The sequence below is a fragment of the Vibrio spartinae genome (assembly GCF_024347135.1).
In the GTDB taxonomy this organism is placed as follows: domain Bacteria; phylum Pseudomonadota; class Gammaproteobacteria; order Enterobacterales; family Vibrionaceae; genus Vibrio; species Vibrio spartinae.
Genome location: NZ_AP024907.1, coordinates 2,013,849 through 2,039,459, shown reverse-complemented (window position 1 = coordinate 2,039,459; position 25,611 = coordinate 2,013,849). Strand labels below are relative to the sequence as shown.

At 43.5% G+C, this 25,611-nt stretch carries 25 protein-coding genes and 2 pseudogenes; 5 read left to right on the top strand and 22 right to left on the bottom strand.

Going from position 1 to position 25,611, the window contains the following annotated elements; genetic code table 11:
• Positions 1-59: 59 nt before the first annotated feature.
• Positions 60-1,124 carry a UDP-glucose--hexose-1-phosphate uridylyltransferase gene (locus tag OCU60_RS09055; protein WP_074372565.1) on the top strand — a complete coding sequence of 355 codons (1,065 nt, stop codon included), beginning with the start codon at positions 60-62 and terminating at the stop codon, positions 1,122-1,124.
• 109 nt (positions 1,125-1,233) lie between these two features.
• Positions 1,234-2,397, top strand: coding sequence for a galactokinase (gene galK, locus OCU60_RS09050; protein ID WP_074372564.1), 1,164 nt, complete (start codon positions 1,234-1,236; stop codon positions 2,395-2,397).
• Positions 2,398-2,568: 171 nt separating this feature from the next.
• Here galK and arsC read toward each other — a convergent pair whose 3' ends face one another.
• The 13 genes from arsC to OCU60_RS08985 all read right to left on the bottom strand — a co-directional run bounded on the left by arsC (position 2,569) and on the right by OCU60_RS08985 (position 14,993).
• Positions 2,569-2,994: an arsenate reductase (glutaredoxin) gene (gene arsC / locus OCU60_RS09045; protein ID WP_074372563.1), complete on the bottom strand. Its 426-nt coding sequence runs from the start codon at positions 2,992-2,994 to the stop codon at positions 2,569-2,571.
• Positions 2,995-3,110: 116 nt separating this feature from the next.
• On the bottom strand, positions 3,111-3,347 hold the full coding sequence (locus tag OCU60_RS09040) for a thioredoxin family protein (RefSeq protein WP_072957720.1): 237 nt from the start codon (positions 3,345-3,347) through the stop codon (positions 3,111-3,113).
• Positions 3,348-3,355: 8 nt separating this feature from the next.
• Positions 3,356-4,348, bottom strand: a complete 993-nt coding sequence (locus OCU60_RS09035) for a permease (RefSeq protein ID WP_074372562.1) — start codon at positions 4,346-4,348, stop codon at positions 3,356-3,358.
• 2 nt (positions 4,349-4,350) lie between these two features.
• Positions 4,351-5,370 (bottom strand): ACR3 family arsenite efflux transporter, encoded by a 1,020-nt coding sequence (gene arsB / locus OCU60_RS09030; protein ID WP_074372561.1) that lies wholly within the window; start codon positions 5,368-5,370, stop codon positions 4,351-4,353.
• Between the two features lie 15 nt (positions 5,371-5,385).
• The gene (gene arsH, locus OCU60_RS09025) at positions 5,386-6,102 is read right to left on the bottom strand and encodes an arsenical resistance protein ArsH (protein WP_074372560.1); all 717 of its coding nucleotides are present in this window, start codon (positions 6,100-6,102) and stop codon (positions 5,386-5,388) included.
• Between the two features lie 21 nt (positions 6,103-6,123).
• Entirely contained in the window at positions 6,124-6,456 is a 333-nt protein-coding gene (locus OCU60_RS09020) for a metalloregulator ArsR/SmtB family transcription factor (RefSeq protein WP_074372559.1), read from the bottom strand.
• Between the two features lie 400 nt (positions 6,457-6,856).
• Positions 6,857-7,330 (bottom strand): sporulation protein, encoded by a 474-nt coding sequence (locus OCU60_RS09015; RefSeq protein ID WP_074372558.1) that lies wholly within the window; start codon positions 7,328-7,330, stop codon positions 6,857-6,859.
• 952 nt (positions 7,331-8,282) lie between these two features.
• Positions 8,283-9,332, bottom strand: coding sequence for a LacI family DNA-binding transcriptional regulator (locus OCU60_RS09010; protein WP_074372557.1), 1,050 nt, complete (start codon positions 9,330-9,332; stop codon positions 8,283-8,285).
• Complete coding sequence (locus OCU60_RS09005) at positions 9,329-9,964, bottom strand: dual specificity protein phosphatase family protein (RefSeq protein WP_074372556.1); 636 nt, start codon at positions 9,962-9,964, stop codon at positions 9,329-9,331. Before OCU60_RS09005 ends, OCU60_RS09010 begins: the two co-directional genes overlap by 4 nt.
• The gene (locus OCU60_RS09000; protein ID WP_205410480.1) at positions 9,954-10,787 is read right to left on the bottom strand and encodes an inositol monophosphatase family protein; all 834 of its coding nucleotides are present in this window, start codon (positions 10,785-10,787) and stop codon (positions 9,954-9,956) included. Before OCU60_RS09000 ends, OCU60_RS09005 begins: the two co-directional genes overlap by 11 nt.
• Before the next feature lie 69 nt (positions 10,788-10,856).
• Complete coding sequence (locus OCU60_RS08995) at positions 10,857-11,966, bottom strand: ABC transporter substrate-binding protein (RefSeq protein ID WP_205410479.1); 1,110 nt, start codon at positions 11,964-11,966, stop codon at positions 10,857-10,859.
• A gap of 38 nt (positions 11,967-12,004) precedes the next feature.
• Positions 12,005-13,162 carry an ABC transporter ATP-binding protein gene (locus OCU60_RS08990; protein WP_074372554.1) on the bottom strand — a complete coding sequence of 386 codons (1,158 nt, stop codon included), beginning with the start codon at positions 13,160-13,162 and terminating at the stop codon, positions 12,005-12,007.
• Position 13,163: 1 nt separating this feature from the next.
• A complete protein-coding gene (locus OCU60_RS08985) occupies positions 13,164-14,993 on the bottom strand; it encodes an ABC transporter permease (RefSeq protein ID WP_205410478.1) in 1,830 nt (609 codons plus the stop codon).
• A 171-nt stretch (positions 14,994-15,164) separates the two neighbouring features.
• Here OCU60_RS08985 and OCU60_RS08980 point away from each other — a divergent pair, with 171 nt between their 5' ends.
• Both OCU60_RS08980 and OCU60_RS08975 read left to right on the top strand, forming a co-directional pair.
• Positions 15,165-16,706: a histidine phosphatase family protein gene (locus OCU60_RS08980; protein WP_074372552.1), complete on the top strand. Its 1,542-nt coding sequence runs from the start codon at positions 15,165-15,167 to the stop codon at positions 16,704-16,706.
• A 227-nt stretch (positions 16,707-16,933) separates the two neighbouring features.
• Complete coding sequence (locus OCU60_RS08975; protein WP_074372551.1) at positions 16,934-17,863, top strand: porin; 930 nt, start codon at positions 16,934-16,936, stop codon at positions 17,861-17,863.
• Positions 17,864-18,060: 197 nt separating this feature from the next.
• Here the strand turns inward: OCU60_RS08975 and OCU60_RS08970 are convergent.
• The 5 genes and pseudogenes from OCU60_RS08970 to OCU60_RS08950 all read right to left on the bottom strand — a co-directional run.
• Positions 18,061-18,288: pseudogene (locus tag OCU60_RS08970) on the bottom strand (carboxypeptidase M32); the annotation flags it as partial.
• A 221-nt stretch (positions 18,289-18,509) separates the two neighbouring features.
• Positions 18,510-19,397 carry a hypothetical protein gene (locus OCU60_RS08965; RefSeq protein WP_074372550.1) on the bottom strand — a complete coding sequence of 296 codons (888 nt, stop codon included), beginning with the start codon at positions 19,395-19,397 and terminating at the stop codon, positions 18,510-18,512.
• Complete coding sequence (locus OCU60_RS08960) at positions 19,397-20,137, bottom strand: DUF3944 domain-containing protein (protein WP_074372549.1); 741 nt, start codon at positions 20,135-20,137, stop codon at positions 19,397-19,399. The genes OCU60_RS08965 and OCU60_RS08960 overlap by 1 nt, the downstream gene beginning before the upstream one ends.
• A 44-nt stretch (positions 20,138-20,181) precedes the next feature.
• Positions 20,182-20,957 (bottom strand): annotated as a pseudogene (locus OCU60_RS08955) (IS3 family transposase); the annotation flags it as partial.
• Between the two features lie 145 nt (positions 20,958-21,102).
• Complete coding sequence (locus OCU60_RS08950) at positions 21,103-21,300, bottom strand: hypothetical protein (RefSeq protein ID WP_074372547.1); 198 nt, start codon at positions 21,298-21,300, stop codon at positions 21,103-21,105.
• Positions 21,301-21,702: 402 nt separating this feature from the next.
• On the opposite strand from OCU60_RS08950, the gene OCU60_RS08945 reads away from it, so the two are divergent.
• Complete coding sequence (locus tag OCU60_RS08945; protein WP_159439453.1) at positions 21,703-21,861, top strand: hypothetical protein; 159 nt, start codon at positions 21,703-21,705, stop codon at positions 21,859-21,861.
• 166 nt (positions 21,862-22,027) lie between these two features.
• Here OCU60_RS08945 and OCU60_RS08940 read toward each other — a convergent pair whose 3' ends face one another.
• The 4 genes from OCU60_RS08940 to OCU60_RS08925 form a co-directional block, all read right to left on the bottom strand.
• Positions 22,028-22,912: a putative adhesin gene (locus OCU60_RS08940; protein WP_074372546.1), complete on the bottom strand. Its 885-nt coding sequence runs from the start codon at positions 22,910-22,912 to the stop codon at positions 22,028-22,030.
• A gap of 375 nt (positions 22,913-23,287) precedes the next feature.
• Positions 23,288-23,485, bottom strand: a complete 198-nt coding sequence (locus OCU60_RS08935) for a hypothetical protein (RefSeq protein WP_074372545.1) — start codon at positions 23,483-23,485, stop codon at positions 23,288-23,290.
• 250 nt (positions 23,486-23,735) lie between these two features.
• Positions 23,736-24,356, bottom strand: coding sequence for a DUF2799 domain-containing protein (locus OCU60_RS08930; protein WP_074372544.1), 621 nt, complete (start codon positions 24,354-24,356; stop codon positions 23,736-23,738).
• A 253-nt stretch (positions 24,357-24,609) separates the two neighbouring features.
• Complete coding sequence (locus tag OCU60_RS08925; protein WP_074372542.1) at positions 24,610-25,422, bottom strand: antibiotic biosynthesis monooxygenase family protein; 813 nt, start codon at positions 25,420-25,422, stop codon at positions 24,610-24,612.
• Positions 25,423-25,611 lie beyond the last annotated feature (189 nt).

Here is a 25,611-nt window from a genome sequence, read left to right as displayed (position 1 = left end):
GCATCCCGCAATTTTATGGGGATGCAGCGAAAAGAAAAATATGAAGAGTTGAGAATAAGATGTCGAACGTTGAATTTAATCCTGTGGATCACCCACACCGCCGTTACAACCCACTGACGGGTCAATGGGTTTTAGTGTCACCTCATCGCGCAAAACGGCCTTGGAGTGGTGCCGATGAGCAACCTGCAATGGATCAATTACCCAGCTATGATGAGATGTGTTTCCTGTGCCCGACAAACGCGCGTATTTCTGGCGATGTGAACCCGGATTATCAAGGCACATATGTGTTCAACAATGATTTTGCCGCACTGATGGTGGATTCACCCGATGCGCCAGAGTCAGACAGTCCACTGTTCAAAACTCAAGGCGTTCGGGGTTTGAGCCGCGTGATCTGTTTTTCTCCTGATCACAGCAAAACCTTGCCAGAGCTTCCCGTGGACAGCATCCGCAGTGTGATTGATACGTGGAACGAGCAAATCGAAGCGCTCGGCAAAGACTACATTTGGGTTCAGGCGTTTGAGAATAAGGGCGAAAGCATGGGCTGCTCTCAACCGCATCCGCATGGCCAAATTTGGGCGAATAGCTTCTTACCGAACGAAATCGCGCGCAAAGATTATCACCAGAGAGCGTATTACCAAACGCATGGCAGCAACTTGTTGGTGGATTATGTTCAAGCTGAACGAAAAGACGGCTCGCGCACTGTCGTTGAAACTGAACACTGGCTCGCGCTGGTGCCTTATTGGGCTGAGTGGCCATTTGAAACCATGCTGCTGCCGAAAACCCATATCCGCCGCATGAATGAATTGAGTGATGCGCAACGTGACGATCTCGCCGTCGCGATCAAAAAGCTGACCAGCCGTTACGACAACCTATTCCAATGTGCTTTTCCCTACAGCATGGGGTGGCACTATGCGCCGTTCTTTACCGAAGCGGATGCGGAAGGGGAAAACATTGAACACTGGCAATTACACGCGGTGTTTTACCCGCCACTACTCCGCAGTGCGTCGGTGCGTAAATTCATGGTGGGTTATGAAATGTTGGCTGAGGCACAACGCGATCTCACCGCCGAACAAGCGGCGCAGCGTCTGCGTGACCTGAGCGATGTGCACTACAAAGCGCAATAAGCCCGCGAATACGGCTGATGACGAATCACGGGATAGTGCGGCTGAACAGATAAAAGTCAGGTTCAGCGTGCTATCCCATTCCAATTTTTATGTTTAAGAGAGCGTCCCTATGTCTGATTGTATCCAAGATGTGAAAAAACACTTTGAACAAGTGTTGGGCTATGCACCAAGCCATATGATTCAAGCCCCCGGTCGGGTGAACTTGATTGGTGAACACACTGACTACAATGATGGTTTTGTCTTGCCATGTGCGATTAACTATCAAACTGTGGTCGCCGCCGCAAAACGCAATGACAATCTGGTGCGGGTTGTATCGGTTGATTATGACAATGCCATCGATGAATTCGACCTCACTCAGGCGATCACATTTCAGCCAGATCAAATGTGGGCGAACTATATTCGCGGCGTTATCAAGTGCTTGCTGGCTCGCGGTTATCAGTTTTGTGGTGTTGATATTGCTGTCAGCGGCAATGTTCCTCAAGGGGCGGGATTAAGTTCGTCAGCGGCGCTTGAAGTGGTCATCGGACAGACGTTTAAAGCGCTTTTCGATCTTGACATCAGTCAGGCTGAAATCGCATTAAATGGTCAGCAAGCGGAGAACGAGTTTGTCGGTTGCAACTGCGGCATCATGGATCAAATGATTTCTGCGCAAGGTCGTGAAAACCACGCCATGCTATTGGATTGCCGGAGTCTGGCAACCGAAGCCGTATCGATGCCAGAAGATATGGCCGTACTCATCATTAACTCCAATAAAAAACGCGGTTTGGTAGACAGTGAATACAACACGCGTCGTCAGCAATGTGAAACCGCAGCGCGTCTTTTTGGGGTCAAAGCTCTGCGTGATGTGACTATTGAGCAATTGTATCAAAGACGCGCAGAACTTGATGAAGTCGTCGCTAAGCGTGCCCGTCACGTCATCACTGAAAATGAGCGGACGCTTGAAGCTGCCCAAGCACTGCGCGCCCATGATATGCACCGTATGGGGCAATTAATGGCGGAGTCACATGCGTCGATGCGTGATGATTTCGAGATCACCGTGAAAGAAATCGATACCTTAGTTGAAATCGTCAAAGCGGTGATTGGCGAACAAGGCGGGGTGCGAATGACCGGTGGCGGCTTTGGCGGCTGCGTCGTTGCGCTGCTCCCATCGACCTTGGTTGATACCGTCAAAGTGGCTGTTGAAGCGAAATATGAACAAGCAACCGGTCTCAAAGAATCCATTTACGTTTGTAAAGCAGAAGAGGGCGCCGGTCTTGTTGAAAGTGGTTGGTGAAATTGGGGCGTGACGACTGTCTTGAAAAACACTGAATAGCAAGCCAGCGTGAAAACGCTGGCTCGACATAGCGGTATGAATATGATTCACAAAGGATACTGACGGTATCGTGCCTGATAGTATAAATACCAAGCCGTTGTGACGAAGTCGCATCCCCATTGTTTATTGATTTTATTTACGCTCCGATAAACGCCCCTGTGCGTCCAAAATTTGCTCCCCATCTTCCTTGAAATATGGACCAGCCGGCCACTTGTCGAGTAAATCCAGCACCGCTTCACTTGGTCGACATAATTTGACTCCCTTAGGGGAGCAGACGATGGGCCGATTGACTAACACCGGATGTTCAAGCATGGCAGTGATGAGGGTTTCATCGGCGACATTCTCATCGAGTAATCCCAGTTCTTTGGCAGGAGATTTTGTTGTTCTCAGCGCTTCACGAGGCGTGATGTTCGCCGCTGCAAAAAGCCCCATGAGCTGATTTCGCGTCCAGCCATCTTGTAAATATTCCACGATGACCGGGGCATATCCCGCATCTTGAATGATCTGCAAAACATTTCTCGATGTACCACATTCAGGGTTGTGATGTATAACAATCATAACTTTACCTTATTCTTCTCATTGAATATCCAGCATCACAAAAGCGTCTCGACAATCACGACAGTGCCGATCGAAATGCAATATTCACATGAGCCAGGACTTCAAATTTAAGTTGCTTAACTATTCAGCCACGTTTTTATCTGGGCTGGTTGAGGGATCGAACCCGAATGAACAAGCTGTTCATCAATGACAACGGCTGGCGTGCTCATGACACCGTACTGCATTATCGTCTGTGGGTCGGTTTCTTTTGTCACATTGGCTTCTACATCGAGTTCAGCCGCAATTTTCTCAATCTGTTCTGCTGTTTTTGTGCATTTTGCACAGCCACTGCCAAGTACTTTAATATTTTTCATCGTTCACCTCATATATAAATGGATAAGGCGTTAAATAGCCATCCGACCAAAGTAAAGGACACTAGTAACATCAAAAAGACGGTGACCAATAATCGCCATTGCATCACTTGTTTCAATAAAATAAATTCAGGGAAACTGGCCGCAACGGTACTCATGCAAAATGCCAATGTGGTTCCGATAGGTAGTCCATTGACGACTAAACTCTCCATCACCGGAATAACGCCGGTGGCATTAGAATAGAGTGGAATGCCAAGGAGTACAGCCGCAGGGACTGACCACCATTGGCCGTCACCGAGGTGTTGTGCTATCCAGCCGTCAGGGACGAAACCGTGTAAGGCGGCCCCCAAACCGACACCAATAATCACCCATTTCCACACCCGGCCAAAAATCTCGACGGCCTCATCTTTGGCAAACTGATGTCTTGCTGAAAACGTCATTTTTTGTGGTGTTGCCGATGTTGTAGTTGCGGTGCAGTTGTGCGCATTTTTCAGGGCCTTTGCTGCAAAATCTTGTAGCCATCGTTCGGCCTTGATGAAATCCAGAAATACGCCCCCCAAAATGCCGACAAGCATCCCGATTGCAACGTATGCCAATGTGAACTTCCATCCCAGCAGACTCATCAGTAGTAAAACTGCAACTTCATTGATGAGTGGCGAAGTGAGCAGAAAGGCCATTGTGATACCAACGGGAATCCCTGCTGACGTAAAGCCCAAAAAGACGGGAATACTAGAACAGGAACAAAAGGGTGTAATCGCGCCGAAAGCAGCCCCTAAGACGTATCCTACACCTTTGTGCTTGCCTGCAAGATAATCTCTGACACGCTCAACATTGAGAGATGCTCGCAGTAAGGCGATGACATAAATCATCACAACCAATAGAACATAGATTTTACTGACATCTTCGATAAAAAAATGTACAGCGTCACCCAATTTAGACTCAGGTGACAGTGAAAACACTGAATTAGTCAGCCAGTCGGCGAATTGGGTGAACACTTCAAACATGTTTACGCACCGAACCAATGACGGGTGCGGTTCACAAACCATACCAGTGACAGCATGACGGGCACTTCCACCAACACCCCAACTACAGTGGCAAGTGCGGCGCCTGAATGCAGACCAAACAACGAAATTGCTACGGCAACCGCCAGTTCAAAGAAGTTAGAGGTGCCAATCATACAGGCAGGTGCTGCAACGTTATGGGGTAACTTCATCTGCTTTGCCATAAAGTAAGCAATCGCAAAAATTCCGTAAGTCTGGATAAGCAGAGGAATGGCAATCAGCACGATTGCCTGCGGTTTTGCCAGTATCGTTTCAGATTGAAAACCAAACAGTAAAACGACGGTTGCCAGTAAACCGATCACTGACCAAGGTTTCATCGTCGCTAAAAACTGATTCAATCGTGAATGGTCATCCGCCTTATCCAGCTTTTGCCGTGTCATTGCCCCTGCAATCAGGGGAATCAGCACATACAAGATGACCGACAAAAATAATGTATCCCACGGCACGGTAATATCAGTAACACCTAATAGCATTCCTGCAATCGGTGCGAAAGCAAATATCATGACGATGTCGTTGATGGAAACCTGCACCAGCGTGTAGTTCGCATCGCCTTTGGTCAGTTGACTCCAGACAAACACCATTGCGGTACAGGGCGCAACACCGAGTAATATCATCCCTGCGATATATTCGGTTGCCGTTTGTGGATCAACCCAGTCAGCAAACAGCCCTTTGAAGAATAACCAGCCAAGGAAAGCCATGGTAAACGGCTTGATTAACCAGTTAATCACGAGTGTGAGGGCGAGACCTTTGGGTTTTTTACCCACGTCTTTCAACGAGGAAAAGTCAATCTGCACCATCATTGGATAGATCATCAGCCAGATGAGTACGGCAATCACCAGATTCACGTGCGCATATTCAAGACTGGCGATGGCAGCGAAAGCATCTGGGACAACACTACCAAGGATAATGCCAATCACAATGGCAATCCCCACCCATACTGATAAATAGCGTTCAAATAAGCCCATCTTTTTCCCCTTAACTTAAATAGAACGCTGGTTGACGCGCTGGCTTAACTGCTCAGCCGACTCAACACGTTCCGAATAGCGGTCTACGAAATAGTCGTTATTACTCCGGAGCAATAACGTGAACTTCATGAGTTCTTCCATCACATCAACAATACGATTGTAGTAGGAGGAAGGCTTCATCCTGTCGTTTTCATCAAACTCAAGGAAGGCTTTTGCCACACTGGATTGGTTTGGAATCGTGACCATGCGCATCCAGCGACCAAGAATGCGTAATTGATTCACCACGTTGAATGACTGTGAGCCACCACATACCTGCATCACCGCTAACGTTTTACCCTGCGTCGGCCGCACGGCACCGATGCTCAGAGGCACCCAGTCAATCTGGCTTTTGAATATGCTGCTCATCGAGCCGTGACGTTCTGGCGAACACCACACCTGACCTTCTGACCACATCATGAACTCTCTGAGTTCTTGCACCTTGGGGTGATTTTCATCTTCAGTATCCGTCTGTGGCAGACCTTCGGGATCAAAGATTTTCACTTCTGCGCCCATTCGCGTGAGGAGGCGAGCGCACTCTTCAATCACTAAGCGGCTGAATGAGCGTTGCCGTAAAGAACCGTAAAGCAAAAGGATGCGCGGCGCATGGTCAGCCGGTGTGCTCTGGCACTTATCCAATGTTGGCATATCAAACCGCAACATATCAATATTCGGTAGTGTAATGTCTTGACTCATGGCTACTGCATTCTCCTTCGATTAACAGCAAGACGTTTGCTGTTTGGCTGCTTTCAGTTTTGACAAAGCTTCAGCAAAATAGCTGTGATTGCTTTCAGCCGTTTGACTGATCACCTTGTTAGCCCAGTCAGGAAGCTGTTCATGGAGTTGGTAATACACCCATTTGCCACGGCGCTCATCTCGCAAAATATTACATTTACGTAGCTCGGCTAAATGGCGTGAAACTTTCGGTTGATCAAGCTCAAGTGCTGCCATGAGATCACACACACAAGCTTCTTCGAGTTGATGAATAATCAGGACCGACTTTAGTCTGGTGTCATCAGACAAGCATTTGAACAGTTGTAATGGTGTCATACTTCACATCTCTTAAAACACATATATGAAATATAATATATGTAAATTTCCATATGTCAACTTTGTCAGCTACATATCTTTGCAAACAGAGTGCTTTTGTAAACAGAGTGCTTTTGTAAACAGAGTACCCGCAATGTTTGCTGCCCTGATGGGGATTCAGCACCGAATTTTGCCAGTGCAGGCGTCAGGTTATCAGTTTGTGGTAAATGGAAAGTATGAAAAAAGGATGAGATTTTTTGGGGAGGGAGGGGAACAGGTTCGTACGACCGTGAACAAAAATGAGCGATAAATCAGTCACATGATAGTGCTAACAATTCACCCATACATTCAACTCAAACATTGGATATTACCGCGAGCAGGATGCAAAATTGCATCCTGCTGAGTGGGTTTATTGTGCGTTTTAGTTAATATCAAGTTCTATCCAACCAGAATCCGGATCGTTGCCAAAACAATCCAGCGATGCCCGCGCCTGATAGGAATGCTGACAATATGCGCCACGATATGGTGGAAGCGCGTCACTTGGCAGCTCTACATTGACGGTCCATTCATATTTTTCATTGGCATTTAAAACTTGCCCGTCATCAACGGTGATTTCCAATTCTGTTGTGGTGGACTCCGCGCGTACGATTTCTATGCGCCGTTCTTCTTCGCCATCTTCCTCATAAATGACATCGACATCCGGTACTTCTATCTCTTCTATACCTTCAATTTCGACATAAACGCGATCGATTTTTAAATCAGCATCATCAACCTGAACTCTAATTCGCAATTCAAACTGCTCACCAAATACGATTTCTGATGAGTCTAAATAAACTTTCGCAGCACCACCGGTAATAAAATTCTTAATTGATTTTACTTTATCGAAAAACCCCATTTTTCTTCCTTAACTTAGCTATGGTTTGATATTTTATCTATAAATAGATTCTGAAATGTTGACGTTGCCTTGTTGAATGCATAACGCTGTGTTCTTACGAATCTTATTATTTCCATATAAAAAAAGAGCACCGCGTATCGTCCCTTCAGCGGATGAGTTTCGTCAAAAAACGCTGTGAAATAGGGAAGGGATGAGTCTATAACGATGCGCGATATTTATATTCTACAATAATTTTTTTATCAATAGTGCATTTGTATTCACAAAAATGCTGATTTATCTGATGGTTATAAAACAACCAGGTCTAAATGGTGTGGCGCTGATTTGGCTAAAATTGGCCGGACTATTGGTCATATTTGAGCCTCGAAGAGCAGTCAAACTTTGTCATTCAACATATCACCTACAGTGATTGGTGTTTTTATTGTATAAATATTGGTCGAAACTATAAATTTTTTATAGATATATTATCAAGTCTATTGATAATTCGAATAGGACGATAAACTGGTTATATTCAGAAATATATACGTACTGGGTAAATAATAAATTGCTAACAATTTTGATATATTTAAATCTGAATATTTTACAATTTAAAGAATTTTATTTGGATGTTTTAACAATTTAAAACCAACATTTATCAATGTCTGTTTTATAAAACGAGCCGCAATTGCGGCTCGAAATCCAATCAATAACTAATCCTCTCCATCAAGTTCTTGATGGTAGCGCCCATAATGGGGGGTAAATATTAAACGTCATCCGATTGTCTATCGAGATGATTTTTACGTCTTCTATCGTATTTTTTGGCGTATTTTGAAGTAATGGTGTTGTCTTTCAACATAATATCACGCGTAGTCTGATAGGGGGCGTGGTCTGTTTCTCGACCACTGAGTCACTAGCCATGATCACCAAGCGATTCTGTCGGACCTTAACTATCCATCAGAACCGCATTGATTGAAGGTTATTCACCTTCAACCGGCGATTTATTGAGATTGTTCTGTGAACGTACAGTCTGACGCCATATTAACGGTGCTTGAAACAGCAAAGCTTCTCCACTTTGTTTACTCGCGTCAGTGTTTTCTAACCGTTCAATAATGGCATTGGTCATATCTTCCAAAGGCTGGCCAAATGTCGTGAGCTGGTAACTTAACCAACCAGCCTGCTCGATGTTGTCAAAGCCAATCACACAAATATCATCGGGAATATTGAGATTAAATTCTTGTCGGGCTGCGTCCATAAAACCACATGCAATTAAGTCGGTGACACAGAATACGCCATCGGGTCTATTTCGGGAGACGAGAATCTGCCTTGCTGTGTCAACACCGGTTTGATAACTCGTGGAGCCACAGTGGTACACATGACATTTTATCTTTGCTTCCTGAGCTGCTTCTAAGAAAATATTTTCTCTTCCTAACAGGCTAGGTGACTGAATCGTTGATGAAACGACGGCAAGGCGCCGACAACCCGCTTGTTTCAGCATGTACAAGGCGTCGAACATGGAACTGGAATAATCTAACGATATATGGTCTGCACCTTCGAATTGTCCGGCACGGTTGACCAGAATGACGTGTTGGCCACTGTTGACGCACGTTTCGACTAACGAAGCTTGTGGCGTACCTGATAACACTATAGTTGCTGAAGCCCGATAGTTGAGGGTTTGACGAAGTGCAGCATCGGCGTCGGCTTCAAGGCCGGATGTATTAATCACCATGACAGCACGCCCGGCTTGCTGCAATCTTTGGGTTAAGGTATCCAGCAAACGTGCCTGATAGGGCGCATTCAGATTTGCTCCAAGCAGGCAAACAGGCCGGCTTCGTTCATTCGAAAGGCCTCGGGCAAGATGGTTTACGTGATAATTTAAAGCTTTGGCTGCTTCCAGAACACGCTGGCGAGTGTCTTTAGAGACGCTTGCCCCAGGCGTGAAAGTGCGTGAAACCGCTGAACGTGACACGCCTGCTAAACGTGCCACTTCTGCTGCACTGGCAGCTCCTTTTTGTTTTAATATACTCATAGATCCTGATTCAATGTCTCTTTACCAAAACCAGCTTGTCGCAATGAAGTCTCCATCATAACTGCTCGGTGCGCAAGTTCGATCAACATAGGTTTGGGTGTCTCGAACCATTCATCCGGGTGCAACTGGCGTTTATCCCGAATATGAGCGATAGCTGAGTCTAACGTAGGAAACTTTTCCGGCCATTCTAAATGTAGAAAAATTGCCACTATGGTCACTGAACGGCTTCTTCCGCCGCGGCAGTGAACAAGAATGTTGCCTTTTTCACGGACTTTGTATGATGGCTTCTCTGGTATTTGCTGGCTTAAACTTGAGCGCATTAAGTGATAGCCAGCAAGAATCATTGATTCAGGGTTACCATCGCCATCGATCAAACCAATTTTGTAGTAACGAATGGGGCCCGCTCCAAAATTGCATAACGGCTGTTCATGTTGTGCATCCAGTTGTTGCACTAAGTCGATATCGAGATTAACAGCACAGTTAAGAACCGTCGTGATATTATGTTCACGCAGTAGTTGAGCATCCGCTGCGCCTGTCGAACCACCAATATAGATATCGATATTCCAGTTAGGAATATTACTTTCAATTAAACTGATAGGAGGGCGAGGGTAATGAGGAACATTAGTTGTCATAATCAATGCCTGTTGAATTCATAGCAGATGGTTTGATTTCAATTTGAGTTGCCTGAGAAAGTGCTTGCGCAACCTGAGGGGCCGCTGCTAACACTGAGCCTCCGCACGTGATGTCTGCGTGACTTTCCGGGAATCGGCCAATACTCCCACCGGCTTCTTCTACGAGTAATAATCCTGCAAGGCAGTCCCATGCGTTCATATGCAGTTCTGCATACCCATCGGTGCGCCCTTCAGCAACCCATGCTAATGCCAGTGCGCCAGAAGCGCCACGCCGAATGTTAGCGCCTAATGAAAGCAGTGATGAATAGGCGTTGACATAATGTTGTTGAGGTACACGATTTGACCAACCAAGTTCAAATGACGCTGATTGTAAATCCGGAGTTTTTGCTATATGCAGAGGAATGTTGTTTTTACTGGCGTAAGCACCTTTACGTGCAAAATACAGCTCATCTGTTACTGGATTATAAATGCCGCCTAATAAAGTGATGCCATCTTTAACAAAGGCAATCACTACACAAAAGTGTGCGATACCACGGGCAAAATTGGCTGTGCCGTCAATAGGATCGATAACCCATAGCTGTGAGTTCTTGGTATCACCTCCGGTTTCTTCACCTAATATGCCATCGTCCGGAAAAGCCGCTTGCAGTTCCTGCCGAATATATTGTTCAACGATAGTATCGGATTCAGTGAGGAAATCCTGAGCGCCTTTCAGGGTGTATTCACCCGGGTGACGAGAATTGAAATGGTGTAAAGCGAGCGAACCGGCTTGCTGTAATATCTCTTTGAGAGTGGTTTCTCTGGTTTGGAGTTCTAGTTCGTTCAAAGAAGCTTGTCCTGTTGGGCTGCGCAGAGGTTGTCTACGCAGCGGGTTATATCAGATTCAGTATGTAGATTAGCGTTGGTAATTCAGGCTCCAAAGATCCATCCAGTCCTGACGTTTTTGCCAGTCTGAATTTGCAGTGGCAGTTTTGTACATCATCAACTGGTTCCGGTATTGCTGAATGCCGGAAGCCTCTTCTGCGGGTAACGATACTTTCTGGTTAGATGACATTTTGCCGTCAACACCTTGTAGCTTGATGCCTTCCGCCGTCATCAGGTAATGAATGAAAAGCTTTGAGGCATTTGGGCTATTCGTTTTCGTGGTAATGACACCTGGTGCTGGATATAGTGCGCCGATGAATGGCTTCATATCGTGACAAATACCTAATTTCATACCGTTTTTGTTTTCACGGAATTTAGCGGTACTGATTAAGCCAACAAAGCTATCTTTAACGTCAGGAGCACCAATAGCCTGTGCAGCGTCACCGTCTGATTTGGTTAACAATGGGCCGTTTTGAGCAAGGCGCTTAACAAATTCGGCCGTGGCTGAGCCTTCGTCAGTGTTTAAAGGTTCACCATAAAGATCCTGATACGCTTTTGCCATTTGTGCATCATAGTTGGTCGCCAATTGGTTAAAGGTATCGGAATACAAAGGTTTGATCAGTGGATCTTGCATCGCGATTTTATGACGCCATTTGGGTTCCGTAAGTTGCCAGATGTTGGTAATAGGGCAGCTATCGTACTGAGCGGTGTTGTATGACCATACATTCGGAGCCAGTACTACAGTGAGCGGGTTTTGATAGTCTTTGGGGATATCCTGCTTCATATCATCCGGAACCCAACTCGTCACATAGCCTTTATCCAAGAGCTGTACTTGAGTTGCTGGCGCATCTTCAATTAATGCCACATCTGCTTTTACATTATTTGCTTGTGATTCTCGGCTTATGATTTCAATAATATGTGGTGCTTTCGCTTTGATACCGACGGCTTTTACGCCGTATTTCTCGGAAAAATCTTTCGCTTGTTGAACGATTTTTCCGGTCGGGGCGTAAACGGTAATTGCCTCTTCTTGTTTGGCTGCAGCAATCATTGCCTTTAAATCAAACGATTCATTTGCGTTTGCTGCGAATGATAGGCCAGCAGTAGCAATCGATAGAGCAAGCACGTTATGTTTCATTTTCATGGTCCATTTCCTTGAGGGGCACAGTCATCGGGTTTAAGTTAAGCTAAATGAGCACAAACGTTTGTTGCGTTTGGCCACATAGGTTCAATGGTTCGTGGCGAAAGTTTGAGCCTTTCACCGTTGGGTGCAAAAAAATGCAAAGCTTCATCTGGCAGCTCGCAGAAAACGGTATCGCCAGCCTGATATTCTGGTCGTAATTGTGTTGAGTGAAACAAGCGATCTTCACCTTGAATCAGTTCGATTACCCAACTGCCTCCGGTAGGCATAATGGATTCAATGATCATTTCTGTCGTGTTAGCTGTTTTGCTTTGGTGCAGAACGATGGCTTCCGGGCGAATACCGCAGTGTTCAATCTGGAAGATGTCTGCATATCGTTGTGATATTTGACATCGTATTTTACTATGCTCAACAGTCACTTCTGTGTTTTGGTTGGTGGTGCTAAAGTCGATCATATTGAGCTTGGGCGTACCAATAAATTCGGCCACAAATCGGTTGGTGGGCGTGGCGTAAATCTCGTCGGGAGTACCAACTTGTTGTAGTTCGCCATTACTCATGACGGCAATGGTCGTTGCCAAAGTCATTGCTTCCCATTGATCATGACTGACAAACACGATGGTTGTGCCAAATGTCTGATGTATACGCCGTAGCTCAGCACGCATTTCTAGACGTAATGCCGCATCGAGGTTCGATAACGGTTCATCCAGTAAAAGTACGCCAGGGTTGACGGCCAGCATACGAGCTAAAGCCACGCGTTGTTGTTGCCCTCCGGAAAGTTGTGAAGGGTAACGTTTGGCGTAATTCGCAATACGCAGTTTTTCCATTACATCCAGACAACGCTCCGTACGTTCTTGCTTTGGCATCTTTTTCAGTTTCAGGCCGAATTCGACATTTTCTTCTACTGTCATATGTGGCCAGAGTGCGTAACTTTGGAATACTAGGCCGATACCGCGTTTTTCCGGAGGAACAAAACAGCCCTGTTCAATGGAATCCATAATTTGCTCGTCAATAGCAATGGCACCACCCGTGGTGTGTTCAATACCCGCTATCATGCGAAGTATGGTTGTTTTTCCACATCCGGACGGGCCTAACAGACACATGAACTCACCATCTTTGACGGTTAAATCCAGCCCTTTTACGGCGGCACTTTCCGATCCGGAATAGGTTTTTTGTAGTTGAGATAAAGTAATGGTTGGCATGTTAACTCTCTAATCCTTGTGCGAGGCCAGTGCCTGAAATTCGTTGAATCAATACAGTGCCTCCCCAGGCAACAAGAGCGATCATCAGCACTACTGCATTGGCGGCTTGGTCGTAGTTGTAGTCAATCAGACGTAACGAATAAGTGGTTAAAACATCCGTAGCTGGAATAGCAAGAATGATAAACAGGCTCACACCTTTGATACCGGAAATAAAAGGCAACAAAATCCCAGTGGCTAACGGGGCTGCCTGAATCGGTACGATGATGCGGGTTAAGCGGGTAAACCAATTGGCGCCTGCAATACGCGCGGCTTCTTCCGGCTCTTTTCCTAACTGAGACATCGCTGCAATACCGGAGCGACTGGCAAACGGCATTTGTTCCGCAATTAGAGCAATAATCAGCAGTACCGGTAGTCCATAGAGTGCAGGGATGGGGCCGCGCGAAACGGCAAAGAGAGATAGAAACGCAGCGGCAAAAGCAATTCCCGGAACTAGATAAGGCATAAACGTTACTTGCTTGAGGGATTGGCCGACCCATGGAATAGTGCAACGTAGAACCGAATAGCCGACCAGAAGACCGAGTACGCCTGAGATGACAGAAGCGCTTCCAACGATCATGATGGTGTTCCATGCCGCATCCCAGAATTCTTGTGTGAGCAGAATTCCGCTGTGCATCGCCAAAGTATCCAGATTCTCACCAATCCAGTAATCAAAGGTAAAGTTCTCCGGATTAAAGCGACCCGGTAAGATCATGATAGTGGAAAGAAATAAGGTCAAAAGTGGTATAGCGACGCCAATCATGACAAATGCTGCAGCCAGACCTGTTGCCGGTAGTCGCATGGCTCTAAGTTGATTCGTGCGTTCCATTTGTCCTTTACCGCCCACGGTGACAAAGCGACGTGCTTCTTTCATCATGCGGATATCAATCATCAAAGTGATGATACCGATAAGCATAATGACCAGCGCAACAACAGCAGCGACACCGTTTTGACGTGAGTCCAGTGCTCGATAAAGGCCGGTGGATAAAGTATTAAAATTGACTGGTAATCCTAAGATATACGGAATCGCAAATTCACCAATACAATCTGCGAAAATCAGCAGTGCAGCAGAAAGCAGAGCAGGTCGAACCAAAGGTAGAATAATTTTTAGTGAAATGGTTCTGCGGTCTGCACCAAGAATTCGGGCACAATCTTCTAACTGAGAATCGAAGCGGCGCAATGCGTTACCGACAATAAGAATAACGAGCGGAACATAGTGGATGACTAAGATCACGACCATGGGGAAAAAGCCATAAGCGACCCAGTCTGGTGTTGTGATCCCCATAGCTTCCAGCCATCCTGGTTGCCCGCCCACTGTGCGATTTTTGAAAATGGTTGTCCATGCCAAAGCGAACGTCCATGAAGGCAGCATAAATGGTACAACTAATGCCGTTGTAAACCATTTGCGTCCGAACATATCTGTACGGTTTACCAGCCAGGCCAGAGTCACCCCCAGTAGTAATGCAAAAAGAACGGTTAGTGTCGCAATGCTTAGGGTATGTTGTAGCGGTTGCCACAATAGCAGTTGTGACATTCGCGATGTGATCACTCTGACAAGGTAATAGTTGGTTAAATCACCCTGATTTTCGTGAGTACGCATTTCGTCACCGGGATGAACAGTAAAGGCGTCGGTTGCAATGGATAAAACAGGGGCGACAATCAAATAAGCAAAAAACATTAATAGCAGTATGGCTAATACATTCGCTGGTTCTTGTCTTGCGACTGCAAAGCGATGTTTTATTTTCTGTAGTGCACTTGTTTGCATCGGCATAGAATAGCTTGGTACTTCTAACACAACACTCTCCTCCCGTGTGTCTATGAGAAATACTTTAGAAAAGTCAGATGACAGAAATATGAATATTTTGCACATAGTTGCAAAAACGATGGTATGCAATGAAATTGTCATAAAGCAACTTTAATGTTCAGTGTGTCTTAGTATCCAAATACAACAACTTAAGGAAGATTAATGACTCGTTATACTCTTATTGCGTCAGCGATTACTGTGGCTCTACTCAGTGGTTGTAGCAGCAGTGAACATTCTGAAAATGGAACGGATGGATACCAGTACAGCAGCAAGGCAACTTATTCACCACAGCAAGATTTAAGTAGTTATGAGGCTGCGCCATTGGGCTATAGAGTTGTTTATACTCAACTAGTCGAGCGGCATGGTGCCCGCGCACTTTCAAGTCCGAAATATGATGTGCTCACCAAGCAGGTGTGGGATTTGGCTAAGAAACGTGGTCAGTTAACGGAGCGAGGTGAAAAGCTTGGTCCGGTTACAGATAAAGTCACTGGGGCAAACGAAAAGCTTGGCTATGGTCTATTAACCCGAGTCGGTGAAGAAGAACCGGAAGGGATTGCTTCACGTATGGCCGAGCGTTTAAGTTCAATCATGACCAATGATGCGAGTAACCCTGTCTGTATTCAAGTGCAAACTTCTGGTGAAGAGCGTGCGAATCAGACTGCGTATTACTTTATGCAGTCGTTGGCGAATGATGTAGCTTATGTGAGTAATGATGCTACTCGATGTTACCAAACGCAGACTCAGCCAAACAAAATTGATAATAAGCTTGTAAACAAATATGAGCTTTATTTCCATAAAACAAATCCAGCTAAGAGTGTTGAATATCAACAATATACCGCTAACTATAAGGCTTATAAGAATTTTAAAGATTCGGATAAACTAGAAGCTGCATTTGATGAAATTTCTGAACTGCCAAAAACGAAATTGCTGGCGCGTCAAATGTTGGAACGTATCTACACTAAAGAGTTTGTAGACTTTCTGGAAAATGACGTTTCAGACGACAAAAACTGTGATATTGCAGCAGAAAATTGCTTTAAAACGAATACCAGAAAACCTGATGAAACCGAAGATGACTGGAAGTATGTGCAAAATGAGGTAGATGCTGCATCAAAACTATACAACATGTTTATTATCGGTCCGGGTATGTTACGTGAAGCACAGGCTCAGGGGGGCGAGTGGAACTTAAAACAATTTATAACTCCTGAAGAGTCCGCATGGTTCTCATATCAGTCTGATGCAGAAGACTTTTATGAAAAAGGTCCGAGTTTCTCTGATAGCGATGGTGTAACGTACAATATTGCTAAGCCACTGTTGAAAGATATGTTTAGTGAAATGGATGCAGTAGCAAATAATAGCCAATCTACTCAGCACGTGGCGAAAGTTCGCTTTGCTCATGCAGAACAAATGATGCCTCTCGCAGCACTATTACATGTTGAAGGCAGCACTCAATCCGCCGATCCTTCTATTCTGTATTCTCAGGAAAATAACGAGTGGCGTGGTGGCTGGGTAACGCCATATTCTGCGAATATTCAATGGGATGTGTATAAGAATGTTAACGGTGGGGAGACTTTAGTTAAAATGCTTTATAACGAAAAAGAAGTCGGCTTTAAAGATAGTTGCAAAGTGTTCTCCGGGACTCAATATTTTTACAGTTTGAATGAACTTAAACGCTGCTACAGCAAGGAACTAAGTGTTAACGAGTAATTATATTATTCAAATTTAATTAATTTCTATTTTATAGCGAACAACTCATTTAAATTAATATTGATTAATTTAATGAGGATGAGGTTTGTTTTTAAATAGAGTGATTAAATAAATCGCATTCATTAATTTTATCTAATTTATGTTAACTAAAAATAAAATATGCACTGATTTCAGTGTGTGTTTTATTGCCTAGAAAAAGGCAAATAGAATAAATCAAGGAAATAAAAATGAAAAATAATGTACTAGCAGTGGCTATTATTTTTGCAGCAGCGACTACTTCAGTTAATGCTGCTAATTTAGTCGAAAAAGATGGTTTCATTTATGAACTAAATGGTGATATCCAAATTCAGTTACAGAAAGATAGTGGTAAAGATCAACATCTTTACGTCAATTATGACTCTTTGGAATTTGAAAATAAAGTTGCTTATGAAGTGGCAGAAGACTTTACCGTATTGGGCGTCCTAGGGTTTGATTTTGATGATGCGGCCAATGGTGATAAAAACCAAAATAGTGCAGCGCTAAAAGATGCGCTGATCGGTTTCGAGAGCAGTAATATCTCACTGTCGGTCGGGAGACAAGACTATGCTTCAGATGAGTTTGGTATTGCGGAAGATTATGAAATGGACTCAGATGATGTCGCGTTTGACGAAACCGATGGCGACAATGTGATTCTGTTGAATTTCAACCTGAATAAAATAAAGCTGATGTTGTCTACAGATTTACAGGCGAAAGATAAGGACAATGAAGGTGAGCAATCATTTGATGCCTTCGCTTCGGTTGAAATAGAGCAACTGGAACTGGCTGCCTCTTATCAGAACCGAGAAGTTGAAGTGGATGGTGATACCTTTAACACCTACGGTGTCAGCGCCTTGTATGATGCAGGTTTTGCAACCTTTGCTGTCGATTATTCAGAATCTGAAGACACCATGAAAGTTTATAATTTTGCTACCACATTTGGTGTTACTGATTTGACTAAAGTTGCTCTTGGTTTTGTTAATAATAAACCAGAATCTGAAGAATCGGTGAATGAATGGTATGCCAATATCACCTATGAATTTTCAAAATTTGATGACGTAAACCTATTCGCCGAAATTTCAAATACCGATGCTGAAGATGCGCAAATCGCTTACGTTGTTGGCGCCGAAATTAAGTTTTGACTATATAGATAAAATGACTGTGTACTATAAATTGTACTCATTAGATCAATTTACATTCTTTATTAAGTAATAACCTTGCATAATATAAAGTGAGTGGTTTATCTAGATATCCAGATTGCCGTGCAAGTCACTTTATTATGACCACGATTCTTGATGATTTCTAGAATAGGTGTCCGAGTGGACACCTATTCTAGTTTTTAAAAATATCGGTCTATGAGATGTTGTTTGAAATGAGCGGGATTGAGTACTTTCCCTGTTGCTTGTTTCACCAGTTCATCAGTAGTCAGCAAACTCCCTTGACGCCAAATATTGTCAGATAGCCAAGTGAATATCGGGGTCAAATCGCCACTTCGAATCGCTCCGTCAACATTTACGTTTTTCTTCATCGCTGCCATCAATTGAGCGGCATACATTGCACCGAGGGTATTGTCCACTTCCCCTAAACAGAGTGCCTTTGCAAACAGAGTGCCCGCAATGTTTGCTGACCTGATGGGGATTCAGCACCGAATTTTGCCAGTGCAGGCGTCAGGTTATCAGTTTGTGGCAAATGGACAGTACCACTTTCTATATTAAAAATCGCTTAGCGGATATGAAGTTGAAACTCGGTAACCCAGCTTAGTTACACTGGGTCTAAGCCATTAAAACCTCAAATCGCTTCAATGGCTAATTGTAATGATGGGCTGACAAGTTGCTGAAGCAGAGCCTTGTTATTGCTAGAGTCGAAAAGCGCTTTTAAATCGTCTTTCTTTTCATGAAAGGCTAGGGCTATTGGTGTTGAATCACCACGAATAGTTGCTTTAGCTTTAGAATTACACCAGTCTCTGTAGTGTTGCAAAGTGATGTTGTAGCGTTTGGTGTTTTCACGCATAAGGTGCTCAGACAGCTTGAATTTCCCGTAACGGTCACAGAGCTGGCTTTCTAAATAGATAGCTTTAGGCATGATATCAAGGACCATCGTAATAAAATCAAGCATTTGCCCAAGGTGACGCTCTGTTAGTTTGTCTGCAAATGAAATAAGGTTATCAATTAACGATAGAACCTCATTTCTCTCAATTGAAAGCTGAGATATGAGGTTTGCCGCGATGTCTTGGGTTTCAGAAACGAAAGACTTATCTAGGAGGAGGACTCTTGCAGATTCGATAGCACCGAAGTATTTGGATAATTTTTCCATATAAAACATCACGTTTTGTGCATTGATGTCAGAAGAAATAAGATCCATTGTCTCTTGGAGTTTGTCTATTTTTCTTACTAAGTACATAGTCTGGACAACGATAGCCCCGACAATGATCGTGGTGGATAAACTTATCGCAGCCATTTGAGTGGCGTGAGACGCTTGAATTAATTTACTAATTTCATTCAGCTTTTCTGGGTCAAATGGAACGCCCTTTAAAGGCATATGCTGTGCTATCCCAGATTTATCCGCGAGTTCCGTCCAGTATGCGACCCCGTCTCGTATAGTAATTTTACCATTCTGTATACCTTCTAATACTTCAGGGTATACATTTTCCCAGTCAAAAGTAAAAACAGTTTCCATTAGAAAATTGTCTCCTCTTCATTCAGCATTTGTTGGCGCATTGCAGCAATTTGTACGACGGCAGGTAGGGTTACTCTAAATGCAGGGCCACTAATCGCTGGTACAGTTAGTAACACTGTAATTGCTATACCGATAGGGCCTGCAAAAACGCCTATAGCACGAGCTAAGCCAGCATTGGCTGCTAAAGATAAGCCTCTTCCAAGAAGGGCTTTAGCGACAGCATTTGCTACAATCATTGCAACTTGATAAGACATAAATCCACCCATGCGGATAGCTGCAATTATTGCGGTTAGTGCTGCACTACTGGTTAGCGATGCGTCTATTTGAAGTTCTTTTCGCAAAGCGTCTCTTTCTGATTCCGACATTTTTTCCCAAGAGTCTGCAAATAGCTTTGCTAACAGAGCTTGTTCTATTTTGACAATCTCAGCTTTGTAATCGGTTTTGATGCTGAGCTTTTTACAAACATCAATGAGTATTTCTCTATACTCAACGCCAGTTCTTCTAAATAGATTAACGAGTGTATCGCCGCCGAAATGTTGCAGTTCACCAGCAATAAGCTGCCATACTTGCTGGTAGTCACCTTTAGCTGCTTTGAACTGCTTATCATCAGTTAAAGTCTCTGTATAACGAGTTTTACCATCTTTATCAGTCGTTAGGTATTTCACCAATACCTCAAGCATGTCGTTGTCAGCGTATCGTAACAACTCTAAGTCTTTGTCTTTTCTGTATGAATTACTCATTTTGTCTTCTTATGAATTGAACCTGTGCGCCGAGCAATAGGGTTCTACCCCGTTTTCACGGACGGTTTAGTAAAGACGTAAACTTGCTGTCTTGATTCGCCAGTCTACGTCGCATTCTTGGATTATGGAACCGTTCGATATAATCAAAAATATCTGCTCTGGCTTCATTTCTTGTCCGGTATTGTCGATAATTGATTCGTTCCCGTTTCATCACACCGAAGAACCCTTCACAAGCCGCGTTATCTGCACAATGGCCTACAGCACTCATGCTGCTGGTTAGGTTCTTTTGCTTGAGAAAGCGCTGATAGTCTCCGCTGGTAAATTGTGTACCACGATCTGAATGTAAGATAACATGATGTCTTTCCTGTCGCTGCCAAACCGCCATTTCGACGGCTCGAATCACCATATGACGGTCTTGTCGATGATGCATCGACCAACCAACAATGAGCTTGCTAAATAGGTCAAGCACCACGCACAGATAAAGTTTTCCTTCAAGTGTCCCAATTTCTGTAATGTCTGTGACCCATTTGGTTTCCGGCTCCAAAGCATGAAAGTCCCGCTCAAGATGATTCTTTAAACCGTCAGGACGTGCGGACTGTCGCTTTGCCCCTCGACCTTTTTTACGCGGCCAGCCATAAAGTCCATTCGCTGACATCAGCCTGGCTACACGATTTAAGCTCGCTTTCAACCCTTCGGCTTGCAGATCTTCGTGCATACGTGGTGCGCCGATAATGCCACCGCTATCATCATGGATCTCGCGCATTCGTTTTAATAACGTTGCGTTAGCAAGAGCACGCGCACTTGGCTGACGTTCCACCCATACCACTTACGGTATTCTCCTCCTTTGGGGTGTAGTCGCCATTTAGAATTTGATCCAATTTCAAAAGCGTTAACTTCCCATAGGTTACGAAGAAACTTGTCGTTGTTACCTGTCTTTACGGAACCGTCAGAAATTAGTTTTCTATCTAACAACCCGAACAAGTATGTTTGAATTGCAGGATGTGAAAGCCAGTAAGCAATGGGGGGCCAGGAATCTTTTTGAAATCGTCTTGAGTGTTGTTACTGAACAGGTTCAAACGCGCGATCATTGCGGTCTTTTTGGCTGCTTCGTTTCCTCTTACCATATCTCCCTTATACATCAATTCATCAGCATAGACTTTCATCGACCAGATTCCGTGAACTGTTAGAACTGTACCATTGAAAAGATCATCAGAAAGAAAAAAACCTGAAAAAACTTCAAAATGAGGTAGGTTTGCACCATATTCGCCTCACAAGAGTTCCTACGCTCGGGTGGTGAACTGGAACAAGGTGTAGGAATACCGCTCTCTGGAATGCGGTCAGCTAAGGCTGCTTTGCCCAGCTCACCATAATTCAGATGTGCTGAGGCCGCATATAGTAGAAAACCAACTAAAAGTTAGCAACCTATAATACTTGGAGTCTTGTGAGCGGGTTCCTACGCCCGGCACCGGATTCTGCCAGTGCAGGGCGTAGGTTATCTGTTTTGGGGGAAACAAAAGTATGAAAAAAGTATGAGGTTTTGCGAGTGAGTTAACAGGGCTTTCTCTATGACCCGTTTCCCTATTGGGGGAAATACACTGGCTCCGGGCGTGATCATGACAGACTTTAAAGACGGTGCGATTCGTCATAGCGAACAAGCTCAGGCAATGATCTTAGGCCAGCGATGTTCAACGACAGGTTTGGCTGGGTCACCAGGTAGAGAATAGAAGCCTCTGGCGGCATGATGTTATAGCCTGTATGTTTCGGCAAATGCCTGAATATCCATGTCGCATTGATCATCAGAGATTCGGTGTCATTTCCTTTTCGATTCAGCTTAAGGAAATGACACTGAGTTTGAACATTACCGTGAAATATATAGTGTTTGCTTATTATTTAAATGTATATTGGTACAGTTCCTTTATCTAGTTCTATTTTTTCTATTTTTGCACCTAAATCTCTTTTGCTATTCATGAAGGTACCATTGTCTTGAGATATATGCTCTCGGCATGCACACCAAATGATTTCTATTTTTAAATCTTCAGGAAATTGTTTTCTCATTGGCGATACTTTTTTTGGACGCTGATTAATTAGAGAATGAATCAACATTTTTATTTGTAATAGTGATATTGTATAAAAACGTTTATTATGCTCTTCCGATTTCATATTACAAAGCACATCTGTATGTGGAAATAATTCGTTCTTTGAGTTATCAAAAGTTGCATTCCCAGAGAGATAGAACACATAAGATTTTCCGGCTTCTAAATGGAATTTTGAATTTATTGTATAAGTATCTTGCGAAAGAGTAGATAAGTCGAGTCTTCGCGATGCTTCCTCGGGTAAAATTAGTACCTCACTTCCCCATAACGGCCATAGCCTATAATTTTTAGTCAGTAGACCAGCATTAACAGAATCTTTCCCACGTTTAAAATTCGATTGGCGTTGACCGGCAGCACTATGTAACTGATTATCAGGAACATGAAAATAAACTTCATAATTATCAGGGACTGTAATGCTATCATCCCCTGATGTCCAAGTGCCATGTCCAACCACATAGATTCTTAATACATTACTTGGCGTTTTATCTAATTGAAATTCACTAGCAGTAGAAAAATTGGCTGAAGTTGAACCTTTAGCCTCTTGCGTATTATAGACTCCAGCTTGTCCTTTAGGCTTTAATGATTGCGATTTTCCACATTCACTACATTTTCCTGGTTTTTCAACATCTTGTGGTTTATTAAATAAATCACAAGTTTCATTTGTACAATAAGCTGTTTTCATTCTTTGACCCTATCAATATCGTATTTTCTGAAGAGTGATGACTGATATATTTATAGTAGTGGTAAGATTCGTATTTGACTTGGTTAAACTAATGAAATATTCGGATTTTCTATCAAAAAATAAGATGGTATATAATTGGGTTTTACATTTAATTTAAAGTTGTAAAAATATTTTATATATTATTTGTTTTAACTGCGAGTTCGATTGTTAAGTGTATATAAGATAAGTAATTACTTTAGTGCATTCTGATTTTGTTGAAAAATAATTAAATCATAAAAAATTGTGATTATTGAAATGACAAGGCAAGGCTAGAGCTGCTAAAACTATTTTATAAAACGAGCCGCAATCACGGCTCGAAATCTAACCAATCAATAATTACGCCAAATCCTCCCCATCAACGTCTTCATGGTAGCGCACGTAATGGGTGGTAATCAGATTATTGAGATACAGCAATACATTGCGTAGCTCTTGACTGTTGTGCCGCTGTTCGGCTTCAAACATTTCTTCTAACTGGCGCAGGTATTCGCGGGCTTTTTGGGCAAATTGGTGATCGTAGGGGATGGTTTCGTACATAGTGGACTCCTGAAGAGTGGAAAGTTGTTTCACCAACGTAAAGTTAGCAACCTATAATCCCTGAAGAACAAATTTGCGGGTTCCTACGCCCGGCACCGGATTCTGCCAGTGCAGGGCGTAGGTTATCTGTTTTGGGGAAAATAAAAGTATGAAAAAAGTATGAGGTTTTGCGAGTGGGTTAACAGGGTAGCATTGAAGTAACAGTGGCTGTCAGATCACTACAGCCACCGATTGATTGAGAAGTATTGATTTAGAAATGAACCGACTGTTTTTCAAGCGCGCTTAACTTTGCTTGAGTCCGGGCGATATCCGCAATCAGTTGTTTGTTGCGTTGTTCTAATCCGCCCAAGTCTTGTTGCATCTGGCTGATTTCTTGATTTAACCGGTAACGGTTATCAATAGTTGTTTCATTCGATAGCATTAAATTGGTTTTGTCAGTAATCTTCGAGCGCAGGTCTTTTATCTCTCGCTCATTACTACTTTGTTCATAGCGTAAATCGCTTAATGTTGAATAAACGGAATGTATTTCATGACCGGCTTGATAGCCTTTGAGGAAATCACCTTCTAATGACGGCGGGCAAATACCGGTGTAGTCGTATCCTTGCTTACCTTGCGCAAATCCATTGCGAGCGGTACAGAAACGCGTGACACCTTCTTTATGGCCGTCTTGATAAGCCTTAAAGTCGGGAGAAATACCATATTCAGCACAAGCTTCACGATGAGAAGCAATCCGAGTATCGGGGTACCCTTGAGCACCGTCTTCATATCCGATTTGATGCCAATCGGCCGTCATACATTCTTCTTTACTTAGCGTGGCACAGCCGGATAAAACAATTGTGCCCATAAATAAAACAACCAAGAGTCGTTTCATCGACTTCTCCTTTATTGTTAATCTCAATATTGGGTTTTCACTCAAACAATACGCAGTCAATCCTGGCGGATCTGCCGAACCATACATAACTGTGAACAAGCTTTTGGATTGGTATTATGTAGCTTATTGAAATCTAAGTGATTGTGTGGCGGGTAGGATGGTTCAGAATCGTCAATAATGGAACCGACATCTTCACATTCTGTGTTAAAAACGGGATTGAACGAACCGTGTGTCAATAATTTCCGGCTCACCGTTATTGATGACTGAAAAAATGCTTATCCAGTTCTTTTTTGCCTTTACTCGTAATCATCACTTCGCGATATCCAGAGACTCTTTCTATCCAGTGATTATTTTCAAAAAAACTGAGTAATGATGCCCCTAAATAACCGCCGACGTGGAACTTTCTTTCGCTCCAGTCTAAGCATGGACAACATGCTTTACGTCTGGTTTTTGCATTTAGATGAACGCCTAACTGTAAGAGCTTTTCTTGCCCTTGTATCGTAAGCTTTTTGCCATCGCTCTCAATCCAGTGATTTTTGACCAGAGAATCATATAATTTAACTGCTATTTCACCGGCTAAATGGTCATAACATGTTCTTGCTTTTCGCAGTTCCTTCGGCACTTTGGCGCGAGAAGCACGACTGACTGGAAAAGTCATTCCCATCATTTTTTCGAGTAATTCAGCGACGCTGCTGTTATATAGGCGAAAATATCTATGTCGCCCTTGAGATAAACAAATGACAAGATTGCTTTTTAACAGACGAGATAGGTGAGAGCTAGTTGTAGTTGAGGTTAAAACGTTGATTTTGTAAGAAGAGAAAATAGAGGATTTTCCTTCGTTTTGAGCAAGTTTGTGCTGTACATTTTTCTTCCATTTTTTGATCGCTTCTTCATCTTGCCACCAAGACAGAGATATAAATTTGTCCGGGTTCGTTGTGCTTTGAAAGCGTTCGATGGAGATAAAACCCTCGATATTACTGAGCAGTGGTTTTAACTGCTCCGCTAACTGGAAATACCGGTCTTTCTTTTCGGTAACCGCCATTGCCTCAAATAATACAGCTATCATGTCTTTTCCTATCTATGTCACTTCATTGTTGCAGCTACTGTAGCGAATTGAAAAAGAGATGCTTCGTTGATGACCGAAATATGGTTGTGGGGTGAGTTCAGCAACATGTCGAAAATCTTCAATCTATTGCTCAGTACGTTTTTATCATGTAAAAAATAAAGGAGAAAGACCATGCAAAAACGACTCAGC

Excerpts from the sequence above, each read along its gene's own strand:
- OCU60_RS09055 (WP_074372565.1), top strand. The coding sequence starts at position 60 with ATGTCGAACGTTGAATTTAATCCTGTGGATCACCCACACCGCCGTTAC.
- galK (WP_074372564.1), top strand. The coding sequence starts at position 1,234 with ATGTCTGATTGTATCCAAGATGTGAAAAAACACTTTGAACAAGTGTTG.
- arsC (WP_074372563.1), bottom strand. The coding sequence starts at position 2,994 with ATGATTGTTATACATCACAACCCTGAATGTGGTACATCGAGAAATGTT.
- OCU60_RS09040 (WP_072957720.1), bottom strand. The coding sequence starts at position 3,347 with ATGAAAAATATTAAAGTACTTGGCAGTGGCTGTGCAAAATGCACAAAA.
- OCU60_RS09035 (WP_074372562.1), bottom strand. The coding sequence starts at position 4,348 with ATGTTTGAAGTGTTCACCCAATTCGCCGACTGGCTGACTAATTCAGTG.
- arsB (WP_074372561.1), bottom strand. The coding sequence starts at position 5,370 with ATGGGCTTATTTGAACGCTATTTATCAGTATGGGTGGGGATTGCCATT.
- arsH (WP_074372560.1), bottom strand. The coding sequence starts at position 6,102 with ATGAGTCAAGACATTACACTACCGAATATTGATATGTTGCGGTTTGAT.
- OCU60_RS09020 (WP_074372559.1), bottom strand. The coding sequence starts at position 6,456 with ATGACACCATTACAACTGTTCAAATGCTTGTCTGATGACACCAGACTA.
- OCU60_RS09015 (WP_074372558.1), bottom strand. The coding sequence starts at position 7,330 with ATGGGGTTTTTCGATAAAGTAAAATCAATTAAGAATTTTATTACCGGT.
- OCU60_RS09010 (WP_074372557.1), bottom strand. The coding sequence starts at position 9,332 with ATGAGTATATTAAAACAAAAAGGAGCTGCCAGTGCAGCAGAAGTGGCA.
- OCU60_RS09005 (WP_074372556.1), bottom strand. The coding sequence starts at position 9,964 with ATGACAACTAATGTTCCTCATTACCCTCGCCCTCCTATCAGTTTAATT.
- OCU60_RS08995 (WP_205410479.1), bottom strand. The coding sequence starts at position 11,966 with ATGAAAATGAAACATAACGTGCTTGCTCTATCGATTGCTACTGCTGGC.
- OCU60_RS08990 (WP_074372554.1), bottom strand. The coding sequence starts at position 13,162 with ATGCCAACCATTACTTTATCTCAACTACAAAAAACCTATTCCGGATCG.
- OCU60_RS08980 (WP_074372552.1), top strand. The coding sequence starts at position 15,165 with ATGACTCGTTATACTCTTATTGCGTCAGCGATTACTGTGGCTCTACTC.
- OCU60_RS08975 (WP_074372551.1), top strand. The coding sequence starts at position 16,934 with ATGAAAAATAATGTACTAGCAGTGGCTATTATTTTTGCAGCAGCGACT.
- OCU60_RS08965 (WP_074372550.1), bottom strand. The coding sequence starts at position 19,397 with ATGGAAACTGTTTTTACTTTTGACTGGGAAAATGTATACCCTGAAGTA.
- OCU60_RS08960 (WP_074372549.1), bottom strand. The coding sequence starts at position 20,137 with ATGAGTAATTCATACAGAAAAGACAAAGACTTAGAGTTGTTACGATAC.
- OCU60_RS08950 (WP_074372547.1), bottom strand. The coding sequence starts at position 21,300 with ATGAAAGTCTATGCTGATGAATTGATGTATAAGGGAGATATGGTAAGA.
- OCU60_RS08945 (WP_159439453.1), top strand. The coding sequence starts at position 21,703 with ATGACCCGTTTCCCTATTGGGGGAAATACACTGGCTCCGGGCGTGATC.
- OCU60_RS08940 (WP_074372546.1), bottom strand. The coding sequence starts at position 22,912 with ATGAAAACAGCTTATTGTACAAATGAAACTTGTGATTTATTTAATAAA.
- OCU60_RS08935 (WP_074372545.1), bottom strand. The coding sequence starts at position 23,485 with ATGTACGAAACCATCCCCTACGATCACCAATTTGCCCAAAAAGCCCGC.
- OCU60_RS08930 (WP_074372544.1), bottom strand. The coding sequence starts at position 24,356 with ATGAAACGACTCTTGGTTGTTTTATTTATGGGCACAATTGTTTTATCC.
- OCU60_RS08925 (WP_074372542.1), bottom strand. The coding sequence starts at position 25,422 with ATGATAGCTGTATTATTTGAGGCAATGGCGGTTACCGAAAAGAAAGAC.